The sequence below is a fragment of the Paenibacillus sp. F411 genome (assembly GCF_017582705.1).
Classification (GTDB): Bacteria; Bacillota; Bacilli; order Paenibacillales; family Paenibacillaceae; genus Paenibacillus_AQ; species Paenibacillus_AQ algicola.
The window spans coordinates 1-18,276 of the sequence record NZ_JAGFIP010000024.1 but is presented as its reverse complement, the minus strand read 5'-3'; the positions used below and the strand labels follow the sequence as shown (position 1 = coordinate 18,276).

At 49.7% G+C, this 18,276-nt stretch carries 19 protein-coding genes, 1 tRNA gene and 2 rRNA genes; 7 read left to right on the top strand and 15 right to left on the bottom strand.

From position 1 onward, the window contains the following. Position 1 precedes the first annotated feature (1 nt). From JJQ72_RS18950 to JJQ72_RS18940, 3 genes are all read left to right on the top strand, one after another. Positions 2-475 (top strand): C40 family peptidase, encoded by a 474-nt coding sequence (locus JJQ72_RS18950; RefSeq protein WP_208204618.1) that lies wholly within the window; start codon positions 2-4, stop codon positions 473-475. Between the two features lie 262 nt (positions 476-737). Continuing rightward, positions 738-1,226, top strand: coding sequence for a GNAT family N-acetyltransferase (locus tag JJQ72_RS18945; RefSeq protein WP_208204617.1), 489 nt, complete (start codon positions 738-740; stop codon positions 1,224-1,226). Positions 1,227-1,370: 144 nt separating this feature from the next. Continuing rightward, complete coding sequence (locus JJQ72_RS18940; protein WP_138223974.1) at positions 1,371-1,730, top strand: c-type cytochrome; 360 nt, start codon at positions 1,371-1,373, stop codon at positions 1,728-1,730. A 92-nt stretch (positions 1,731-1,822) separates the two neighbouring features. Here JJQ72_RS18940 and JJQ72_RS18935 read toward each other — a convergent pair whose 3' ends face one another. Together JJQ72_RS18935 and JJQ72_RS18930 are read right to left on the bottom strand one after the other, a co-directional pair. Then, positions 1,823-2,128 carry a 4a-hydroxytetrahydrobiopterin dehydratase gene (locus JJQ72_RS18935; RefSeq protein WP_138223973.1) on the bottom strand — a complete coding sequence of 102 codons (306 nt, stop codon included), beginning with the start codon at positions 2,126-2,128 and terminating at the stop codon, positions 1,823-1,825. Positions 2,129-2,171: 43 nt separating this feature from the next. Beyond that, positions 2,172-2,465 (bottom strand): hypothetical protein, encoded by a 294-nt coding sequence (locus JJQ72_RS18930; protein WP_208204616.1) that lies wholly within the window; start codon positions 2,463-2,465, stop codon positions 2,172-2,174. A 196-nt stretch (positions 2,466-2,661) separates the two neighbouring features. On the opposite strand from JJQ72_RS18930, the gene motA reads away from it, so the two are divergent. Together motA and motB are read left to right on the top strand one after the other, a co-directional pair. Next, complete coding sequence (gene motA / locus JJQ72_RS18925; RefSeq protein WP_138223971.1) at positions 2,662-3,462, top strand: flagellar motor stator protein MotA; 801 nt, start codon at positions 2,662-2,664, stop codon at positions 3,460-3,462. Further along, positions 3,446-4,276 (top strand): flagellar motor protein MotB, encoded by an 831-nt coding sequence (gene motB, locus JJQ72_RS18920; RefSeq protein WP_138223970.1) that lies wholly within the window; start codon positions 3,446-3,448, stop codon positions 4,274-4,276. Before motA ends, motB begins: the two co-directional genes overlap by 17 nt. Positions 4,277-4,372: 96 nt before the next feature. Here motB and rluF read toward each other — a convergent pair whose 3' ends face one another. After that, positions 4,373-5,077 carry a 23S rRNA pseudouridine(2604) synthase RluF gene (gene rluF, locus JJQ72_RS18915; protein WP_138223969.1) on the bottom strand — a complete coding sequence of 235 codons (705 nt, stop codon included), beginning with the start codon at positions 5,075-5,077 and terminating at the stop codon, positions 4,373-4,375. Positions 5,078-5,095: 18 nt separating this feature from the next. Further along, entirely contained in the window at positions 5,096-7,399 is a 2,304-nt protein-coding gene (locus tag JJQ72_RS18910) for an ATP-binding protein (protein WP_208204615.1), read from the bottom strand. 384 nt (positions 7,400-7,783) lie between these two features. On the opposite strand from JJQ72_RS18910, the gene tadA reads away from it, so the two are divergent. After that, positions 7,784-8,296 carry a tRNA adenosine(34) deaminase TadA gene (gene tadA / locus JJQ72_RS18905; RefSeq protein ID WP_279591748.1) on the top strand — a complete coding sequence of 171 codons (513 nt, stop codon included), beginning with the start codon at positions 7,784-7,786 and terminating at the stop codon, positions 8,294-8,296. Between the two features lie 110 nt (positions 8,297-8,406). Here tadA and JJQ72_RS18900 read toward each other — a convergent pair whose 3' ends face one another. The 3 genes from JJQ72_RS18900 to JJQ72_RS18890 form a co-directional block, all read right to left on the bottom strand. Beyond that, positions 8,407-9,477, bottom strand: a complete 1,071-nt coding sequence (locus JJQ72_RS18900) for a hypothetical protein (protein WP_208204613.1) — start codon at positions 9,475-9,477, stop codon at positions 8,407-8,409. 434 nt (positions 9,478-9,911) lie between these two features. Then, positions 9,912-10,064 (bottom strand): small acid-soluble spore protein P, encoded by a 153-nt coding sequence (locus JJQ72_RS18895; RefSeq protein ID WP_138223965.1) that lies wholly within the window; start codon positions 10,062-10,064, stop codon positions 9,912-9,914. Positions 10,065-10,143: 79 nt separating this feature from the next. Further along, positions 10,144-10,485, bottom strand: a complete 342-nt coding sequence (locus JJQ72_RS18890) for a hypothetical protein (RefSeq protein WP_138223964.1) — start codon at positions 10,483-10,485, stop codon at positions 10,144-10,146. Between the two features lie 279 nt (positions 10,486-10,764). Here JJQ72_RS18890 and JJQ72_RS18885 point away from each other — a divergent pair, with 279 nt between their 5' ends. Continuing rightward, a complete protein-coding gene (locus JJQ72_RS18885) occupies positions 10,765-11,070 on the top strand; it encodes a hypothetical protein (RefSeq protein WP_138223963.1) in 306 nt (101 codons plus the stop codon). 186 nt (positions 11,071-11,256) lie between these two features. Here the strand turns inward: JJQ72_RS18885 and JJQ72_RS18880 are convergent. The 8 genes from JJQ72_RS18880 to JJQ72_RS18845 all read right to left on the bottom strand — a co-directional run. Then, a tRNA-Ser gene (locus tag JJQ72_RS18880) sits at positions 11,257-11,345 on the bottom strand. Positions 11,346-11,416: 71 nt separating this feature from the next. Continuing rightward, the gene (gene serS / locus JJQ72_RS18875; protein WP_138223962.1) at positions 11,417-12,700 is read right to left on the bottom strand and encodes a serine--tRNA ligase; all 1,284 of its coding nucleotides are present in this window, start codon (positions 12,698-12,700) and stop codon (positions 11,417-11,419) included. A gap of 121 nt (positions 12,701-12,821) precedes the next feature. Then, positions 12,822-13,409 carry a pyridoxal 5'-phosphate synthase glutaminase subunit PdxT gene (pdxT, locus tag JJQ72_RS18870; protein WP_208204612.1) on the bottom strand — a complete coding sequence of 196 codons (588 nt, stop codon included), beginning with the start codon at positions 13,407-13,409 and terminating at the stop codon, positions 12,822-12,824. A gap of 17 nt (positions 13,410-13,426) precedes the next feature. Further along, positions 13,427-14,308 (bottom strand): pyridoxal 5'-phosphate synthase lyase subunit PdxS, encoded by an 882-nt coding sequence (pdxS, locus tag JJQ72_RS18865; protein ID WP_138223960.1) that lies wholly within the window; start codon positions 14,306-14,308, stop codon positions 13,427-13,429. Positions 14,309-14,433: 125 nt separating this feature from the next. After that, positions 14,434-15,861: a D-alanyl-D-alanine carboxypeptidase family protein gene (locus JJQ72_RS18860; protein WP_138227552.1), complete on the bottom strand. Its 1,428-nt coding sequence runs from the start codon at positions 15,859-15,861 to the stop codon at positions 14,434-14,436. Between the two features lie 144 nt (positions 15,862-16,005). Then, positions 16,006-17,463 (bottom strand): IMP dehydrogenase, encoded by a 1,458-nt coding sequence (guaB, locus tag JJQ72_RS18855; protein WP_138223959.1) that lies wholly within the window; start codon positions 17,461-17,463, stop codon positions 16,006-16,008. Between the two features lie 292 nt (positions 17,464-17,755). Continuing rightward, positions 17,756-17,872: ribosomal RNA gene (gene rrf / locus JJQ72_RS18850) — 5S ribosomal RNA — on the bottom strand. 256 nt (positions 17,873-18,128) lie between these two features. Beyond that, a 23S ribosomal RNA gene (locus JJQ72_RS18845) occupies positions 18,129-18,276 on the bottom strand; the annotation flags it as partial.

Here is an 18,276-nt window from a genome sequence, read left to right as displayed (position 1 = left end):
CGTGAAGAAGAAGTTGGCTGCAGTCTCACTTGGTTTAGCGCTCGCGCTCAGCATTACTGCCGGAAGCGCTTTCGCAGATTCAAAGCTTACCAGCACGATTAAGCCGGTCATGGGCGTAAGCTACAAGATGGGTGGAACAACGACGAAAGGCTTTGATTGTTCCGGATTTACAAGTTATGTGTTCAAGAAGCTCGGTGTCACCTTACCGCGTGTTTCTTCCGCTCAATATAAGGTGGGGACCTCTGTGTCCAAGAGCAGCCTGAAGGCCGGTGATCTCGTATTCTTCAATACGACAGGCCGCGGTGTTTCCCACGTTGGGATTTATGTAGGCAACGGCAAGTTTGCTCATTCCTCCAGCTCCGAAGGAGTCACTATTACCAGCCTCAACTCCAGCTATTTCGCCAAGCGTTATGTCGGAGCCAAGCGGGTCATGAGTGAGAGCAAGTACAAGGCCGTCGCCGTGAATTACAACTAATCCAATTCATGTCATTGACTTGCCTCGAAGCAGATGCGCCAACATCTCTTCGGGGCTTTTGTTTGTGCTATACTTCTATAACGCAGGAAGAAGGCAAAAGGTTTTTCATTTTACAAAAAAATATGTAAAAGCCACAACTTTTTATCTTCTCGTGCGTCTTACTGCTTTAATACCCGTATCCCTGAGTATGAAACACATTTTGGAAAATAATATGTTATATATTCTCAAAGCGTAAACAACCCTTTGCCGTGAGGTGCCTCCCATGATTGACTCATACCCTTTATTTCGAGCAGTTCCCATGACCTTTGAGCATGCAATCGACGTATGCAGCTGGCGTTATCCAGAGCCCTACAATATTTATGGCTGGCTCCCGTGGGAGCAAATGGTTCAGCTTGGCGTGGAATTCGGCGATCCCCTCATTCGGGAGGAGCAGTATCTTTCTGTAGTGGATGAGCAGGACAGACTATGGGGGTTCGCACAGCTATTTCCCTTGGACCGGGTCATTCGCATCGGTCTCGGGATGCGCCCTGATTGGTGCGGACATGGAATGGGTAAGCGATTTGTGGAGGCCATTGTGGACGAGGCCAAGCGCCGTTATCCAAGCGGCCCCTTAGATCTGGAGGTTCTGGCCTGGAACGAGCGCGCGATCCGCACCTACCGCAAGGCCGGCTTTGGCATTACGGATTCTTATGAGAAGCTTACGCCTTCCGGGATGGCCGAGTTTTATTGTATGGAATATGTGCCGAGCTAAAGACTGCATTTTGTCACGATTCTGTGATATTATAGCTTTCAGATGAGCATGTCTGTGCTTTTTTTGTCACAACTGCTTTGCTGTCCCGACAGGATCGTCTATAATAGGAATACATGCACATACATAGGAAAGGACGATTTGACGATGCAGAAATGGATCATGAGCGGCATTTTCTTCTTCTCATGCGCGTTGGCTCTTGTATTGTTGTTCACGCTTCCAGGTAAAGAAGAGGCTGCAGAAGAAGCGAAGCCGACCATGCCGGAGGTTACTATGGTTGCAGCAGACGCTGAAGCCGTACTGAAGAGCAGCTGTATTACCTGTCACGGAGACCAGCTTCAAGGCGGTGCAGGCCCAGCTCTGAATCAGGTAGGCGCTAAGCTGGATGCTGAAGCCCTCTTCACTGTGATTTCTAAAGGCCGCCCACCAGGCATGCCTGCTTTCAAGGATTCGCTGTCGGAAGAGGAAATTGCTAATGTGGCGATGTACCTCGCCGAGAAGAAATAATAGCTTCACACGAAACACGCTTGGTCTCATGCAGACCCAAGCGTGTTTTTTTAATGTATAGGTGGTGATTGGATCTTCCCCATGGACCCTCGTTATCCGTTCTCTGCGGACCTTCTTTTCTCGTATACCTCGTTAAACTGTTGTGCCTCTTTAATATCGAGTGCGGTAATACCACCCTCATTCCAGGAGGTCAGCCGCAGCGTAACCGTCTTGAAATCAATGGTGATATAAGGATGGTGGTCAAACGCCTCCGAGATCGCTGCTACCTCATCCACAAAGGCAATGCCTTTCATAAAGGAAGGGAACGTATATTTTCTTATAATCCACCGCCCCTGCTCCAGCTCCCATCCCTCCAGCTTCTCCAGATGGGCTTCTACCTCCTGCTGTGTGTACAGCATGCTTATCTTCCTCCCCCGTAATTCCTATTCCAGCAAGCTCTCCTCAGATTAGCGAGACCACATCCAGCTCTTCCTCACCAATCAGTACATTGATGCGATGCTGCTTCGGATCGTGGATAACGACTCCGCTTCCTACCGGGATTACCGGCTCCGTACCCAGCGCATAAAATAAATCCTCTGCCAAGGCCTCATGGACCTCATTCTGCTCGGTCGTGTTCAAATGCTCCCAATCGCTCAGATCCATTTCAAAAAAAACATAGCTGTCCGGAATGCGTCCGACCGCTACCGTAAAGTCAGCAAGAATCTCACCGTAATCTCTACCATGCTTCACACCCATTGACTGTTCACTCCTTTGATAAGCCCTCATCATGCACTTAGTTTTCCCCTGTCTCTATTATACCGGAAAATACCGCTAAAAAAAAAAGCCCTTCCTGACGATAAATAGGGTAGTACCCATGCCACCCCTTATAAAGAGGCGGCCAGCGGGTAAACGAATGGATTCGTTACTTATTTTCTCATGGATGAGGTGTGCTATGGAAATCGCAACAGTCATAGGCTTAGTTTTGGGTTTTCTGTCCGTAATCGTCGGTATGTTTTTGAAAGGTGCCCCCGTTACGTCACTGGTGAACCCAGCAGCCTACCTTATTATTTTTGGAGGAACGGCAGCAACCATTTTTATCGGCTTCCCGATGGCCGAGCTGAAGAAGTTCCCCAAGCTGGTCAAGATGACCTTCTCCAAGCAGAATCTGATGGATAAGGCCGAGCTGATCTCCACGTTCATGGACTGGGCTTCCATCACCCGCCGCGAAGGCCTGCTTGCTCTGGAAGCGAAGGTGGAAGAAATCGACGATGCCTTCCTCCGCAATGGAATGCGGATGATTATTGACGGCAACGATCAGGAATTTGTCAGCGATGTGCTGATGGAGGATATTCATGCAACCGAAGAGCGCCATCGTTCGGGGGCTCTGATCTTTTCACAGGCGGGCATGTACGCGCCTTCGCTCGGGGTATTAGGAGCTGTTATCGGCCTGATTGCCGCGCTGTCGGATATGAGCGATATGAACGAGCTGGCCCACGCCATCGGAGCTGCATTTATTGCAACCCTGCTCGGTATTTTTACCGGTTATGTTATTTGCCACCCGCTGGCCAACAAGCTTAAGCGCATGTCCAAGCGGGAGGTCGAAATCCGCATGATGATGGTTGAAGGACTGCTGTCCATTCAATCCGGCGTATCCACTATCGCGATCAATCAGAAGCTGTCTGTGTTCCTGACTCCGACGGAGCGTCTGCAAATGAGCGAAAAGGAGGCGGGGGCTGGTGAGCAAAAAGACTAGGCATGAGCCCCATGAAGAGCATGCCGATGAATCCTGGCTGCTGCCTTACGCCGATCTTCTTACACTGCTGCTTGCCTTGTTCCTCGTGCTTTACGCCATGAGTGCCTCCGATGCCAAGAAGTTTCAGGAAATGAGCGAGGCCTTCAGCTCGGTCCTGAACGGCGGCGCCAGCGTGCTGGAGTACAATAATACGAAGCCGAGCCAGGAGCCTGCAGATGTAGGCAAGTTTAACGCAGTCACCAATGTCAAAACAGAGGCGCCCAAGCCTACCGAGCAGGCTGCCCGCGAAGCGCTCATGAAGAAGGAACAGGAAGAGCTGGAGAAGCTGAAGCAGCAGCTGGATAAATACATCAAAGACAACGGCTTGACGACCGAGCTTAGCACCAAGCTGAACCATTCCCAGCTCATGATCACGATTCGTGACAACGCGTTGTTCGCTTCCGGTGAAGCGGTCATTAAAACAGATTCCCGCAAGCTGGCCGAGGAAATTTCAAAAATGCTGCAGCAGGTTCCGGCCTACGATATTATCGTGTCCGGTCATACGGACAACGTCCCGATGAACAGCGCCAAGTACCCTTCCAACTGGGACTTGAGCTCGGACCGCGCCCTGCAGTTCATGAAGATCCTGCTGCTTAATAAATCGCTGGACCCTAAGCGCTTCATGCCGATTGGCTACGGGGAGTACCATCCGATTGCGACCAACGATACATCAGCGGGCCGTGCGAAGAACCGACGCGTTGAGGTGTCCATTATCCGGAAATATCAAGATAATAACGCTTATATTAATGTAACGAATACGAAGGACGAGAAATAATTTCAGGTATAATTGATAAAAGGGGCGACCGGCACATTACAATGCCGATCGCCCCTTTTGGCGATATCGCGTTCATGTATACGGGAAGCAGCGTTCTCAGCTCAGTGAATAGTTCAGCAGCCGTCCCAGCTCTGACTTCTCTTCACCGGTCAGATCCCGCCAGCTGCCGGTTTTCTGGCTGCCCAATTCAATATTCATAATGCGGATGCGCTGCAGCTTTCTGACTTCATAGCCGAAAGCACTGCACATGCGCCGGATCTGGCGGTTCTTGCCTTCAGTCAGAATAATCCGGAAGGTCCGCTCCGTCATTCTTGTCACCGTGCAGGGCAGTGTCATCTCACCCAGAATGCGTACACCGCTCGACATGCCCTTGAGGAATGACTCTGTAATCGGCCGATCCACGGTAACAACATATTCCTTCTCATGCTTGCCTTCCGAACGTAAAATCTTGTTAACAATATCACCGTCGCTGGTCAGCAGAATTAATCCTTCGGAGTCCTTATCCAGCCGTCCGATGGGAAAGATTCGCTCTGAATGACCGACAAAATCAACAATATTACCTTTGATATGCTGCTCGGTCGTACTCGTAATGCCCGTTGGCTTATTCAAGGCAATATATACATGCTTCTCCTTCTTGTCCAGAAGCCGTCGTCCGGAGATACGAACGTCATCGCCTTCCTCCGCCTGGCTGCCCAAGACTGCCTTTACTCCGTTAATCGTGACCTGTCCGCTCTCGACCAGCTTGTCTGCCTCCCGGCGGGAGCAGTATCCGGTTTCGCTAATAAATTTGTTTATTCTCAAGGTTGTATCCTCTCCATTTTAGCTGGTTTCTTCTTCTTCGGTTCTTTCGGGAACAGCCGGAAGCCGAATAGTCACAGTAGTACCGATTCCCTCCTGGCTGTTAATGTCCAGCGTACCCTGATGCGATTGAATAATGCGCTGACTGACCATTAAACCCAGCCCCGTGCCTGTTTCCTTGTTCGTAATAAATGGCTCGCCAATATGCGGAAGCAGCTTCTCCGGAATGCCGATACCGTGATCGGAAATGGTCACAGCCACTTGATTCTGTGCATGCTTGGCAATTTCAATTTCCACGGTTCCGCCGTCCGGCATCGCCTCTACTGCATTTTTCAATACATTGATAAATACCTGCTTCAGCTGATTCTCTTCACAATATACGAGCATTTCCTGGTCCATCTTCTTCAGCGTAAACATAACCCCATAGAGATGGGCTTGAGTTTCCAGAAGCGACAGCACATCTTTAATTATATAACGGAGCGCCTTTTTTTGATAATGGACGGCTTGAGGCTTGGCCAAAATGAGAAATTCACTCACGATCAGGTTGATCCGCTCCAGCTCCGACAGCATTAGATCAATATGCTTGGGATCATGCTTCTTGGTTTGCTGCTGCAGCTGCAGGAAGCCCTTCAGCGTCGTCAACGGATTGCGAATCTCATGCGCCACGCCGGCAGCAAGCTGTCCCACGGTCGTCAGCTTCTCCGATTGCCGTAATAGCTCTTCCATCCGGTTCCGCTCTGTGACATCCCTCGACACACTTACCAGCGACGTGATTTGCCCCGCTTCATCCCGGATTGGAGAGGTGCTGATGCTGACCTCAATCTGACTGCCATCCTTGCGCCTGCGGACCGTTTCAATCGGTGCCAGCGCTTCTCCATTTAGCAGGCGCCGCTGATGCTCCTCCTCTTCCTCTCGCAGTTGCTCAGGCACCATGGGCAGCCGCCGGCCGACTGCCTCCTCCGCCTCCCAGCCATAAAGCTGCTCAAAGGCTTTGTTTACACTGAGAATGCGGCCTGCCTGATCTGTCGTGTGAATCGCATCCGCAGTCTGGTTAATGACCGACTCCAGATATTCCTTAACCGATTGGTTCTCATCAATCATCTGCTCCAGCTGGCGGGTATAGTGGCCCAGATTACGGGTCATCGTATTAATCCGTCCCGAAAGTCTGCCGAGCTCGTCCCGGCTTGCCACTTCTAGCCGCCGTTCAAAGTTGCCATCAGCCACCTCATTCACCGTCGCCAGAATCGCTTTGATCGGCTTCGTGAAATATGCGGCCACGATATAGCTGCCAATGACGACAATCTCCAGGAGCACGAGCGAGATCGCCACCAGGCTGATCATCTGCTCGCGAATGACGGACGAAATGACTTCATAATCCATGACCACACTAATAACATAGGATGGTGCGTCCTGGATTTGAATGGGGATAAAGCTTTTCATCACCTTTTTGCCCTCGATCGTACTGACAAATACGACACTATTGCCTGAGCTCTGCGCCTTCCTGACCGCAGCGCGATCCGACGCCAGCGCCCCGTATTGATAGCTGCCAAATTTGATGGGGCGACTATCCAGCTTGAAATGAACGGAGTCTGTACCATCCTCCTCCATTGTCGAACCACCGAACGTCTGTGGGTTAATGCCGGTAATTTCTAAAATATGCTGGCTTGCTGCGATGGTGCGGTCCACAACCCGGTCCGGGCTGGAAATGTTGGAGAAGTCCTTGATATCCACACCCCGAAAATAAGGATTTATAATATAGTTGCGCTTGCCATCATAGTAATTGCCCCATTTGGCTGTTGTCTCGGGACTGGAGGAGGAGAACTCAAAAGGTCCCGACCAGAAATGATTAGCAGTCTGCCCCTGATCCACCGTCCGCACCTGCGTGTACTGAAACAGCTCCTGCAGTGCTGTATGCCAGTAACCCCAGTTTTTTGTAGATAAGCCCAGCTCTTTCGGATCTGAGGAGCGCTCTACGACAATATCATCCTCCGTCTTGACAAGCAGAGATAAATGATGAACGCCCACCTCTTCAGCCACACGGACCAAATCGCCATTCGAAATGTTCTGGATGTCCGGATCCAGCCGTTCCGCTGCTAGTATGGAGGCCTTCCGAAGCAGATCACTGTATACACCCTCAACGTATTTCGTGCTGTACTCTGTTTGCTCTACCGTAATGGCAATCTGAGTCGCGGCAATGACCATTTTGGCCTCGCTGTCTTTACGCAGATTCTCCTGTGTTGTATAGAAGCTCAATGTAATATTCAGAAGCAGAATGAACAGAACTGATACGGTGATGATGGAGGAAAGCTTTGTTTTTATAGACAAAAGAGATGACACCTACTCTCTCGGAGAAACTCAGGTCTCAGGTACAAATTTCCACAGCCTGTCACTTTTATGATAACTTCTGACTTACGGTTTGGAAAGGAATTTCAGCTCATGCTGCTGCTGCTGCTCATTCATTTCGTGGTTTAGACATATATTGCACTTCTTACAGCCATTCTCTAGAATAAAAGAAGTTGACCTGCAGTATTTTTTCTCACAAGCTTTGTCCACAGATTGCTAACAAACACACAAGCTTTCTGTGGAAAATGTGTATAAGTCTGTGCATAAGCCGAAACTTATCCACAAATATGTCCACACCATGTTAACAACCGAATGAATGTTCGTAGAACAAGCTGTTATTTTAAAGATAAAGGAGGACTATCCACCTTGTTATTGCCTAATGACCCTTCCTCTACTGTGGATCAAGATGAGCATGAGCACTGGATGCGCGAAGCGATCTTGGAAGCCCAGAAAGCCGAGGCTTTGGGGGAGGTTCCCATTGGTGCCGTGATTGTCCGGAACGGGGAAATCATCGGACGCGGCTACAATCTCCGCGAAACGACCTTTGATGGTACAGCGCACGCAGAGATTATCGCCATCCGCGAAGCGAGCCGCCAGCTGCAGGCCTGGAGACTGTTGGATTGTCGTCTTTATGTGACCCTGGAGCCTTGTCCCATGTGTGCCGGAGCCATCGTACAATCGCGCGTACCCATGGTGATCTACGGTACGACCGATCCAAAAGCCGGATGTGCCGGGACGCTCATGAATCTCCTTCAAGAGCCACGCTTCAATCATCGCACGGAGGTGATCCACGGGGTTCTCCAGCCGGAATGCGCATCCCTGCTTACACAGTTTTTTCGCAAGCTGCGCGGCCGAAAGGATGCTCCCCCGCTTCCATAGACGATCTGCTTTTTTTGCAAAAATCCCACTCGTAGAGAAAGACCAGGCCAAAGCGGCCTGGTCTTTCTTGTCGGCAAATCTATGCATTTATAAGTTCTTTATAAGAATAATTACCAGCCCATTTGCTCCAGCTCATCCAGTGTAACTACATTATCACCTTCCGGAATGCCAACGACAAAGGTTTGTGGCTCGTTGATCTTGCTGTACTGCGTGCTGCCCTTCACGGCAATCTTCATGGACTCATCCGTTTCCGGCTCCGTGATCTCGACGTTCATCGCCATGTCTTGATACACCGGGAAGTCATCCTTATTCACTGCTGTGTTGATGTTGAAATTATTGATCTTCAGATATTGCTGCATCTCTGTCATCGCTTCCTCGAACTCGCCTTGATCGACATTGTTCAATTCTTCTTTAGCGATATCAATATCTTCTTGCGTCAGGCCCAGCAATGTGCGGTATTCTTCCTTAGCGGCAATGTCTAGAATCTTCGGAGCAGCCTGGTTCACCAGGGTATCAATGGCTTCCTTGATATTGTCATTGGTGACGAAGAATTGTACCACTTGCTTCGCTTCTACGCCTTCTGGCAGATTGGCATCCTTCACGGCTACTTCCTTGAAATACTTCTCTTGGTCATATTCGCTAAGCAGCGCGTTCATCACTTCTGTTGCGAATTTCTGATTCTTCTCGGCATCCAGCATCGCAGGATCAAACTCTTCACCCGCTTCTTCCGCCAGCTCCTTCAAGTCAATCGCCAGGTACTTCCCAACCAGATCCTCCGGAAGAGGCATTGTTGGAATGTTCGGAACCTTGACATACAGCATATCTGTGGTCATGACCATATCAACATTGAAGGTCATCGCCAAGTCACCCTTAAGATTAATGCCCATACGCATTTCCGTTTGCTGCGGTTCTGCCTGATATACTCCGCTCAACGTGAGCTCGGCATTCTTCAGCATCGTCATCGCTTGCGTCATCGTCGGGTCATCCTCAACCATGCCTACGTTCATCTGCAGATCTTCAATGATGAAGCTGCTCTTCATTTCATAAGATTCCATGCTCATCGCTTGCTGTGCTGCCTTAGTCATCGCCGCCTTCGGCTCTTCGTTCTTTGCACAGCCGGCGAGTACCACTGTCATCACCATCAGCACGGCCAGCATAAGTGACATAAACTTTCTGTTCATTCGTTTCTCTCCCCTCGGTTCTTCCAAACCAAAAATTACCTCGAAAAAATAACCGACCCTTTCATCATAAACCATTTCCACGAAATGAGAAACACTTTATTACATTTTTGTAAATGATGCTGCCCATTCCGTGACATGATCAATCCCCGTGCTATACCGATGTGCATGATCCTATCTCATTAGCACTGCATTCTAACACTGGTTGAATATCAGGGCCTCGGTTATCTTTAATCGAATCTTACTTCATGCTCCTCTTCTACGGAGAAGGCTGGAGGAAGTTTCGTCTTTATGAATATTTTACATCCCTATTGTTATAGACGTTTTAACCTTTCAAAAAGTTTTATGTACATTCATTTTCATTTCACAATTAGCGTTTTCCATGAAAAAAGCCTCCGCCTTTGCGGAAGCTTTCATTCACGGTTTAATGGAGCGTGCTAGCCTTCCGGGTTAAAATGACCCGATTGCTTCGCAATTTTTGCACGATGTGAGCCTGTATTCGGCTCTTGATTGCCGCCATGGTCATTATCCTTACGCTGTCTGCGAGGCTCTTGCGCCTCTGGCACAGGAATCGCTTTTGGTTTGCTCATGGAAAGCCCTCCTTTTCAAAGCGTTTAGTACGCTTCTGAGATGACTGCATCTGTATACAGATTGCAGCAGCACAACCGATTACGGATGCGTGATCTGCTGCAGTGCTTGAGCGCATTCATGGATGTGCCGGGTATAATCGCCTGCCATGCCTTGCACATTCTCATTTCGCTCATCCACCACCACACCTGCGCGCTCCACGTCTACCAGCTTGACCTGAACTTCCCGTGAATCCACATAACGGCACTCAAAATCAAATGAATAATCCTGCCTGCCCGCCGCTTCAATGTGAATACGCAGTCCCTGCGGATTCGCCAGATCGGCCGCTACCTGTGCCCGGTCGCCTGGCTTCAGAATGGTCGGCAGACGCTCCTGCCATGCACCAACCAGCACCTCTTGTCCTACATTCAGCTCTGAGTTCATGTTTGCTACACCCCCCTGATCCTTAAGGTGCGGCGACGAACCCTTTTTTATGACATGTAATATATACAAAAAAACGCAACTTGCCCTAACCAGCAGCCGATGCGTTAGCTGAAGACACGCCATTCACGATATGACTTCTATCATACGAATCGCTGATGTCGTAAAATAAAGGAATAGCGTTCACTGTTTAAAACAGCTATTTCAATGACCTGTTGTGTTGATAACGTATTGGTATGAGGCATATCTGTTTAGTTAGTACTCATGTGGAGATGATTTAAAGTGAGAGTAGGATATTCTATTTTAAAAGAAATTCACAACAATGAATTTACCCCAGAGGCTAAGGATTATGGACTTGAGGACCATGAATTTATCAGGATGGTTAAACTTTTAGAGAAGAAAGGCTATCTAGAGAACATTTTAATTGTTGGAGATTTTTTCTCGCTAAAACAAACAAAGCTCACAATCAAAGGTATTCATTTCTTAGCAGAACACTCTGATTTAGACATCCATTACCCTACAAGTAGATCTGAACGAATTGCTTGGATTCAAGAAGACAAGAGAATGTACTCTAACGGTGCAGAGTGATACCGTAAGTACCGATGTTCGTCAGGATACAAGGAAACTCATAACGATCATAACGAAAAGGTTTATTTGTGTTAATACATGGCTAACGGTCACAAACACAAAAAAACGCACCCGACCGCTGTTAACAGTCAATTGCGTTTCCGTCATAATTGCCGCAAATCCCTGCGACAAAGATTTAAGTATGTATGGCGGAGAGGATGGGATTCGAACCCATGTGGAGTTGCCCCCTAACGGTTTTCAAGACCGCCCCGTTATGACCGCTTCGGTACCTCTCCAAAAAGATACAACAATTAATCACGTGCATTAATTATTGTATCACACACAGATCCTTTAAATCAACTTAATTCTACTTTCCTTCGCCGCCGATCACGCTCCGGTTGCCCATATAAGGTCTTAATGCCTCAGGAATCACGATGGTGCCATCCTCCTGCTGATAATTTTCCAGAATGGCTGCGACCGTTCTGCCAACGGCCAGTCCGGAACCGTTCAGCGTGTGCACAAACTCTGGCTTTGCCTTCGCTTCCGGACGGAACCGGATGTTGGCACGGCGAGCCTGGAAATCACCGATGTTGGAGCAGGACGAAATCTCGCGGTACATGCCGCTTTCCGGCAGCCACACTTCCAGGTCATAGGTTTTCATCGATCCAAAGCCCATATCGCCTGTACACAGCGCCATTACGCGATAGGGAAGCTCCAGCAGCTGCAGCACGCGCTCGGCATCCTGCGTCATGCTCTCCAGCTCTGCAAAGGATTGATCCGGATGAACCACCTTTACCATCTCGACTTTATTGAACTGATGCTGACGGATCAGACCCCGGGTATCCCGGCCGGCGGCACCCGCTTCCGAGCGAAAGCAGGAGCTGTAAGCGACATATTTCTTTGGAAGCTCCTCGGAGCTAAGAATTTCTTCACGGTGATAATTCGTGACCGGCACCTCTGCCGTAGGGATTAGATAATAATCCGTATCGCTGATCTTAAACAAGTCCTCTTCGAATTTAGGAAGCTGACCGGTACCGTAGAGGCTGTCCCGATTCACGATATACGGAGGTAGCATTTCCTCATAGCCATGATCACTGTGCAGATCCATCATCAGGTTAATAAGAGCACGCTCCAGCCTGGCTCCCAGTCCCTTATAGAACGTAAAACGAGAACCCGTAACCTTCGCTCCAGCTTCAAAATCCAGGATCCCCAGCTCCTGCGCCAAGTCCCAGTGCGCCTTCGGTGTAAACTCAAAGCTTCTCGGCTCAGACCAGCGGCGCAGCTCTACATTCTCCTCTTCAGAAGATCCGACAGGCACACTTTCATGCGGTATATTGGGAATAGCGAGCGTGAGCTCGGCAATGTCAGCTTCAACGAGCCGTACCTCTTCATCCAGGCTCTTGATCCGGTCCGACACCTCTCGCATTTCCAGAATGAGATCATCGGCATTCTCCCGGTTCTTCTTCAGCCTGGCAACCTCGGCGGACACCGTGTTGCGTCGGTTCTTCAGCGTTTCGCTCTCCTGCAGCAGCTCCCTGCGGCGTGTGTCCAGCTTGGGGAAATCAGCGATCAAATCCAGGGATTTGCCGCGGTTCTTCAAAGCTTCCTCCACACGTCCGAACTCGCTGCGCAATATCTTCACGTCTAACACAGTAACCCTCCTAAGTAAAAAAACATCGTATCCACGTCATTCTACTTATTTTATTGAATATTTGCCAAAAAAACAACAATCCTGGCCCTTAAAAAGAGCCAAGATTGTAATTTTAGCCTATTTATAGCTTTACCGCAGCCTGAGCGTCCTTTACCATGTCGGCAAAGTACTGATGCAGTGCGTAATCCTCAGTCAGCTCCGGGTGGTAGGAGGCCGCGAGCAAATGGCCCTGACGAGCTGTAACGATCTCATCCTTATATGTGGACAGCACCTCTACGCCCTCGCCGGTTTCCAGAATCAGCGGCGCTCGAATGAACACTGCCCGCACCGGCTTCTCCATCCCCTTCACCGGCAGATCGGTTTCAAAGCTCTCCCGCTGCCGTCCAAAAGCATTCCGTGCCACCTGAATGTCCATCAGCGCGAGATGCGGCTCCTCGCCGCCTGCGATGTCCTTCGCCAGCACGATCAAGCCGGCACAGGTTCCAAATATCGGCTTGCCTTGTGCTGAGAAATTACGAATGGGTTCGATGAAGCTGTATTTTCTCATCAGCTTGCCAATCGTTGTACTCTCGCCACCCGGAATTATCAGTCCGTCGAGCTCCTCAAGCTGCTCCACCTTCTTGACGGGAACGCCCTCTGCCCCCGTCTGATTAATGCTCCGAATATGCTCAGCTACAGCGCCCTGCAGCGCCAATACTCCGATCTTCATGAAGCTTTCCTTCTCTCTTACCAGCCGCGATCCGACATCCGCTCGGCCGCAGTCAGCTTGGAAATTTCGATGCCTTTCATCGGGGTGCCCAGGTTCTTCGACACTTCCGCAATCAGCTTGTAATCTTCAAAATGGGTCGTTGCCTCTACAATAGCGCGCGCAAACTTCTCCGGATTGTCAGATTTGAAAATACCGGAGCCGACGAATACGCCGTCAGCACCCAGGTGCATCATCAACGCTGCGTCAGATGGGGTAGCGATACCGCCGGCTGCAAAGTTTACTACCGGAAGCTTGCCGGTTTCCTGAATCCCTTTCAGCAGCTCATACGAAACACCCAGGTTCTTGGCTTCAGCATACAGCTCGTCCTTGGAAAGGTTCTGGACCTTCCGAATCTGGCTGTTGATCAGACGCATATGGCGAACCGCTTCGACAATGTTGCCGGTTCCCGGCTCACCCTTCGTGCGAAGCATGGAAGCTCCTTCACCAATACGGCGCAGCGCTTCTCCCAGATCCTTGGCTCCGCAGACAAAAGGAACCGTGAACTGCCATTTATCAATATGGAACACTTCATCAGCTGGCGTAAGCACTTCACTCTCGTCCAGGTAGTCTACACCCAGAGACTCCAGTACCTTAGCTTCTACATAGTGTCCAATACGAGCCTTCGCCATAACAGGAATGGAAACCACCTTCATGACTTCCTCAATAATGGTCGGATCTGCCATACGGGCAACGCCGCCGGCTGCACGAATATCGGAAGGCACGCGCTCCAGCGCCATGACTGCAGTAGCTCCGGCCGCTTCAGCGACTTTAGCCTGTTCTGCGTTCATGACGTCCATAATGACGCCGCCTTTTTGCATTTCTGCCATGCCTCTTTTTACTCTGGATGTTCCCGTTTCCATGTTAATTAGCCTCCCGATCAATATCAAAATATGTTAATCCGTCATCAATTACGGTATGATTCTAACTTCAAATTTTACTCTACACCCGGGAAATATACAACCCATTTACTCGGGATTTCAATGATTTAGAACAGATTCTTGATGGATTGAAACAAATCTGCAAAAAATTGCTGAATTGCTCGCAAAAACAGCTTGAACCAGCCGGCCTTTTCCGCTTCCTCTGCTGCAATGAGATCGACAGTGGCCTTTTGGATATTCTTTACGCCATCAATGTGATAGCTATACGTCACTGTCCCTACCTTGGTGCCCTTCTGGACCGGAGCGGTCAGCGTCGGGTTATCCAGCTTCGCTTCCACGGTGTAGCTCTTGCCCTCCGAATTCTTTGGCACCATGAAGGATACCGACTTGTCGATGGCAAGCGGAAGAGACTGCTCCTTGCCCTTGCTCACCGGAATGGTTTCGAAGCCTTCAATGGTTGAGCCTGCATCAATGACCTGCTTCACCTCGAAGTTGTTAAAGCCGTAATCCAGCACCTTCCGGGTTTCTGTAAAACGGGACGCCTTCGTTTCTGCACCCATTACGACACTAATGAGACGCAATCCATCACGCTCGGCCGTCCCGGCGAACGTATTCAAAGCCTCTTCCGTAAAGCCGGTCTTCATACCGTCCAGACCCTCATACGCGAAGGCGCGGAAGTTCGGCACGTCCTTATTGGCTTCCAGCATCCAGTTCAGGTTCACGATTGGCGCCTGATCACGCTCGCGGAATTGATACGTTTGAATCGTTGTATACTTCGAGAAGTCCGGATGCTCCTGGACGATGTACTTTACGAGCTTGGCTGTATCCATAGCGGACAGCACCGTTTCCCGAGGATCTGCAGGACGGTATTTCTCGGGCATATCCTTGATGCTCAGACCCGTCGCATTGGCAAAATAAGCGGTTTCCATCCCCATTTTTTGCGCATAGTCGTTCATCATCTTTACAAACTCTTCTTCAGAGCCAGCAATATACTCCGCCAGCGCGACCGTCGCGTCATTCGCCGAGCCTACGGCCATCGCAATATAAAGCTCCTCTACAGTATGCTGGTCCCCTTGGGCCAAAAATATCCGGGAGCCTTGATTTAAAGACGCATTCTCCTGCACCGTAACCATCGTGTCCCACGTCAGATTGCCCTGCTTGATCTCATGCTGGACGATATACTCCGTCATCATCTTGGTCATGCTTGCCGGAGGGAGCGCATTATCGGAATTAAGAGACATCAACACTTGTCCCGTAGTTGGCTCCATGAGCACGGCTGATCTGACCTGCAGGCCCAGTGAATCTACACCCGCCACTTTATCAAGCTTCTCGGGTTTTGCTGTTTCTGCCGGACTAGCCGTCGTTTCTGTCGTTGTAGCCGCCGGTGCAGGTTCGGCCAGGGCAGCCGCGGCCGGTATAGCCGAAAAGCATAATATATTCAGTAACATGACCGATGCCAGCGTTCTCTGAATGATCGGACGTTTGGTTACAGGCTTTACGTTGTGTTTCATCTTATAGGAGATTTGCTCTTTCATTTTGGACTCTTTCAAGGTAATACTCCTCTCTCGCACTCTTTTTGCTTGTTCTATTCTATCAGAAAAAAGACAAGCCGGATACCTTTCAACCGGCTTGTCTCTGTAAGCATGATTAGAGTCGAGAATGTGCCCCGAATCTTCCCCTTACAGGGAGTAATTTGGTGCTTCCTTCGTAATTTGGATATCATGTGGATGGCTCTCGCGCAGGCCTGCCCCTGTAATCCGGATAAACTGGGTGTCGTTGCGGAGCTCTTCCAGGTTACCTGTCCCGCAATAGCCCATACCGGAGCGAAGTCCGCCAATCAGCTGATGAATAGTATCCGCCAAAGGACCTTTGTAAGCAACACGGCCCTCGATGCCTTCTGGAACCAGCTTCTTGTCATCGTCCTGGAAGTAACGGTCTTTACTGCCTTGCTTCATGGCCGCCATGGAGCCCATACCGCGGTATGCTTTGAAACGTCGTCCTTGATAAATCTCGGATTCGCCCGGGCTCTCTTCCGTTCCGGCAAACATGCTGCCCAGCATGACTGCGCTGGCACCTGCCGCAAGAGCTTTCGTAATTTCTCCGGAGTATTTAATGCCGCCGTCTGCAATAATCGGAACATTATATTCTTTAGCGACGCTGGCGCAATCGTACACCGCAGTAACCTGTGGTACGCCGATCCCGGCGATCACGCGGGTTGTACAGATCGAGCCTGGGCCGATACCGACCTTGACTACAGATGCACCGGCTTCGATCAGATCACGGGTAGCTTCTCCTGTAGCCACGTTGCCCGCGATGATGGTGAGGTCCGGGTAAAGCTTGCGCAGCTTGCTGACCGCTTCAATAATGTTAATGTGATGTCCATGGGCAGAGTCTACAGTAATAACGTCTACACCCGCTTTGACAAGCGCCTCTGCACGATCAAAGGTATCCTTTGAGATCCCAATCGCTGCGCCGACCAGAAGGCGTCCTTGCTTGTCCTTGGCTGCGTTAGGGAATTGAATCGCTTTCTCAATATCTTTAATGGTAATAAGACCCTTCAGGACATTATTCTCATCCACCAATGGCAGCTTCTCAATCTTATGCTTCTGCAAAATGGTTTCTGCATCTGTCAGCGTCGTGCCCACTGGAGCAGTAACGAGGTTCTCGCTAGTCATGACTTCGCTGATTGGAGTAGAATAGTCATGAACAAAACGAAGATCCCGATTTGTCAAAATCCCGATCAGCTTATGCTGCTCGTCCACAATTGGAACACCGGAAATCCGGAATTTAGACATTACCTTCTCCGCGTCAGACACCAAATGATCTGCCTGTAAGGAGAATGGATTCGTAATAACGCCGCTTTCCGAACGTTTCACACGGTCAACCTCTTCTGCCTGCTGCTCTACACTCATATTTTTATGAATAATGCCGATTCCGCCTTCTCTGGCAATAGCAATGGCCAAAGGTGCTTCCGTGACCGTATCCATCCCCGCACTGATCAGAGGGATATTCAGCTTTACGGACTCACTCAATTTTGTGGAAACATCCACTTCCTTCGGCAGAACTGCCGATTTTCTAGGAACCAACAGTACATCGTCAAATGTGAAGCCCTCTTTACTAAATTTATCTTCCCACACTCGGGTTATTCCTCCTTTTGTCGTCTTCCTGCGGACTACATACAAGCTGTCTGAGCGGCGCGGGACGGCGTTTACATATGATTTTCAGAAATATATTATTGCAATCTTAGCAAAGGGCATATGGGCTGTCAAGGCGCAAGCTTACCTTTTTACGCGGCCTCGTTTAACGTGCTCTTAAATCCTTAACCCGTGTATATCTGTCCTTATAGGGTGGACAAGAACCTCTGAAATTTTATGCTATATAAATAAATAGAGTCACAATGGGTATCCATTGTGACTCTATAGGTTGTTCGCTTGGCGGCGTCCTACTCTCCCGGGACCCTGCGGTCCAAGTACCATCGGCGCTGGAAGGCTTAACGTTCGTGTTCGGGATGGGTACGCGTGGAACCCTTCCGCCATCACCACCAAACATGATTTTTCGGAGCATAGCTCTTCAAAATCGCTGCGAGAAAATATCAAACCTTGATATTCACCCTCAGTGTGCTCAGATGTTTGATCACCTGAAAACTAGATACGAAACGAATGTGCGTTGTTAGATTGATCATTAGCGTAATGCTTCCGAAGCTAGCTTTACTTCGCAAAGCTCTGCGGATGCTTTCGTAGCTAGCTTTGCTTCGCAAAGCTCTGCGGATGCTTTCGTAGCTAGCTTTGCTTCGCAAAGCTCTTAGGATAAGCCCTCGACCGATTAGTATTGGTCAGCTCCATGCATTGCTGCACTTCCACCTCCAACCTATCTACCTCGTGGTCTTCAAGGGGTCTTACATACTGGGAAATCTCATCTTGAGGGGGGCTTCACGCTTAGATGCTTTCAGC